Annotated in this window: 4 protein-coding genes; 2 read left to right on the forward strand and 2 right to left on the reverse strand. The window is 31.8% G+C overall.

What is annotated here, in order from left to right:
• Positions 1 to 122: 122 nt before the first annotated feature.
• The gene (locus ACFIMQ_RS09185; RefSeq protein WP_375703909.1) at positions 123 to 785 is read left to right on the forward strand and encodes a hypothetical protein; all 663 of its coding nucleotides are present in this window, start codon (positions 123 to 125) and stop codon (positions 783 to 785) included.
• 174 nt (positions 786 to 959) lie between these two features.
• Here ACFIMQ_RS09185 and ACFIMQ_RS09190 read toward each other — a convergent pair whose 3' ends face one another.
• Both ACFIMQ_RS09190 and ACFIMQ_RS09195 read right to left on the reverse strand, forming a co-directional pair.
• Entirely contained in the window at positions 960 to 1,451 is a 492-nt protein-coding gene (locus tag ACFIMQ_RS09190; protein ID WP_375703910.1) for a hypothetical protein, read from the reverse strand.
• Between the two features lie 10 nt (positions 1,452 to 1,461).
• Positions 1,462 to 1,713 carry a helix-turn-helix domain-containing protein gene (locus tag ACFIMQ_RS09195; RefSeq protein WP_375617124.1) on the reverse strand — a complete coding sequence of 84 codons (252 nt, stop codon included), beginning with the start codon at positions 1,711 to 1,713 and terminating at the stop codon, positions 1,462 to 1,464.
• 91 nt (positions 1,714 to 1,804) lie between these two features.
• Between ACFIMQ_RS09195 and ACFIMQ_RS09200 the strand changes: the two genes are divergently transcribed.
• The gene (locus ACFIMQ_RS09200; protein ID WP_375617123.1) at positions 1,805 to 2,107 is read left to right on the forward strand and encodes a helix-turn-helix domain-containing protein; all 303 of its coding nucleotides are present in this window, start codon (positions 1,805 to 1,807) and stop codon (positions 2,105 to 2,107) included.
• Positions 2,108 to 2,394 lie beyond the last annotated feature (287 nt).

The raw sequence follows: 2,394 nt of genomic DNA on the forward strand, positions 1-2,394 counted from the left end.
CACCCCATCTTCGTACCTAGATCAAAACAAAGAATCGTGTTATTCACCACACCGCTCCATACAAAACGTGTTTTATAAGATTGTTTTTTTCCGAAAATGAAGGAAAGAAGGGTGTAAGAAGTATGCAAATAGATAAAGATGTGATTGATATTATTTCATTAATAGTACCAACTTTCATCTCATTTTTTGGAATATGGTTAGGTTGTAGAAATCGAAAAATAGATCTTATAAATTTCAATAAACAACTAAGACAATTACAAAAACAATCTGAAACAGCAAAAGAACATCTATCCATCTTATGGAAAGAAAAAGAGAGACGAGACTTAGGTCCAAATCTAGAGGCTATTATAGAAGGAGAACCATGCGCACATAAGAGCGGTAAAGATTTCCTTATTGACATAGAGGTAATCATAAAAAATCCTACAAAACATCCAATAAAAATGAATAATTTTCGTATACCTGATGAAAGCCCATTTGCATTTGTTGAAGGTAGTTTCCTAGGAGATTATCCGCTATCTTTAATCCTCGAAAACGAGAAATATATGAGTTTTAAAAATCCTTTTACAGCAGACTTAAAATCGCAAGATATATGCAATTATTTTAATCTAAAGGAAGATGAAGAAAGAGAATTTTTTCTCACAGTTCGCCACCTCAAACCAAATATCGAAACTGTACCAATCTTTATAATTGAACACACTTCATCAAATCACCCAGAAAGAGTAGTTCAAACTAAGTTTTGGCCAGATTTTTTTCTATCTTTTGAAGAAGAGAACATGCTAGGATAAGATAATCTTTGGATTTCCTCTTCTTGCCTCCATATTTTTTCATTTTTCTTCATTATTTCCTTTTTAACTATTTGTAATTCTTTATAAAATAGATAAAGTTGAATAGCTAATTGAATATTTATAGCTATAGATACTATTAAACCAGTATACGATCCTGCATTCATCTCTATCTCCTCACTTACCCTTCTTCTTACTCTTCTTATTCTTATGAAGCGGCGCTTTTACTGCTTCATCACGCTGTTTAATCTCTTGCTTCAGTTCTTCAATTTCCTCGTCGTCACGTTCTTCTATCTTTTGTTTCAGTTCTTCAATTTCCGTATCACGTGATTGAACATCTGCTTCGAGTGCATCTATAACTTCGTTTTTCCGTTTGAACGCTGCTTCATATTCATCTATCTTTTGCTTCAGTTCTCTAATTTCTGATGCATTTTTGATATTTAAAAAACTCTTATCCATGCCATTCTGAATTTCTCTTGAACATTCATGCTGTTTATTTTGTAACTCGTCTGTTAAATGCCCAATTTTTAATTTTAGAGTTTCAACTTCCTCTTTAAGCCTCTTAACTTGGTCACGATAATACAAAGCAATACGAAACATCACTCCGCATAAAAGCAATGCTCCAAATACTACACACACAACTATCAATATTATTTCATTTAAACTCATTTTGATCTCCTTAATGCTGCAATCTATCGACCGTCTGATCAACAACGCGGCTTTTAGAAATTGAAGAAAAATTCTCTTGATACCAATCACTAGGATTTATGTAATTATCAGTAACTTCTGCTATTTTTTGTATTATCCTAGGATGCGGAAATCGCTTCTTATTCACATAGCGTGCTATAGATGCTTGCGTAACACCTACCAAAATAGCAAACTCGGCATAAGTAATATTATTCTTTGATAAATACAGTTTTAGTTTAGACATTCCTCTTTATACCATATCGGTATTATTAAAACAAGCGTATTTTACCATATTGGCATTTGAAAGGATTTTTTTTTTAATTAGGATAAGAATCATGAATAATTTGAAATTTTTCAGACAAAAAGTAGGTTTAACTTCAAAAGAATTAGCCGAATTGGTAGGGACGAGTCAGCCACAAATTTTTCGTTTAGAAAATGGACAACGAAAATTAACAAAAGAGTGGGCTATACGTTTGGCGCCACACTTAAAAATTACCCCCAAACAACTGTTGTTTTCAGGAAATAAGCCTAATAGCTTAGATGAACAAATTGAAGATATGTTAGAGCATCTAAGCTACGATAATAAGGTTAAACTTCTTGATCTCCTTTCTTCATTTTATCAAGATAAAAAAGAATAAACTCTCTTTTTTCATCTTCTGTCAATTTATTCCATAGTTCCAATATTTGCGTATTAATCGACCATTTTTCATCCATTTTTTCTACTCATAAAAAAATAAAAAATAAAAAATAACCATTTTGGTATTAACTTTAAATTACCATTTCGGTATCAAAATCCCATATCTTAGAAAATAACTTTTGCCAATAGGCTGTATGGAGGCATTTGTGACAAAACCAGTGTTTATCAATTCTGATGAAATTCTCTTAGTCATCTGCGAAAATGAAGAACAAAATCTCGCTAAATCTG

Origin of the sequence: Bartonella sp. AD13SXNS (genome assembly GCF_042196465.1) — a bacterium.
GTDB lineage: Bacteria > Pseudomonadota > Alphaproteobacteria > Rhizobiales > Rhizobiaceae > Bartonella.

Bases quoted from the DNA above. Each gene is read 5' to 3' on its own strand.
- ACFIMQ_RS09185 (WP_375703909.1), top strand. From the start codon at position 123: ATGCAAATAGATAAAGATGTGATTGATATTATTTCATTAATAGTACCA.
- ACFIMQ_RS09190 (WP_375703910.1), bottom strand. From the start codon at position 1,451: ATGAGTTTAAATGAAATAATATTGATAGTTGTGTGTGTAGTATTTGGA.
- ACFIMQ_RS09195 (WP_375617124.1), bottom strand. From the start codon at position 1,713: ATGTCTAAACTAAAACTGTATTTATCAAAGAATAATATTACTTATGCC.
- ACFIMQ_RS09200 (WP_375617123.1), top strand. From the start codon at position 1,805: ATGAATAATTTGAAATTTTTCAGACAAAAAGTAGGTTTAACTTCAAAA.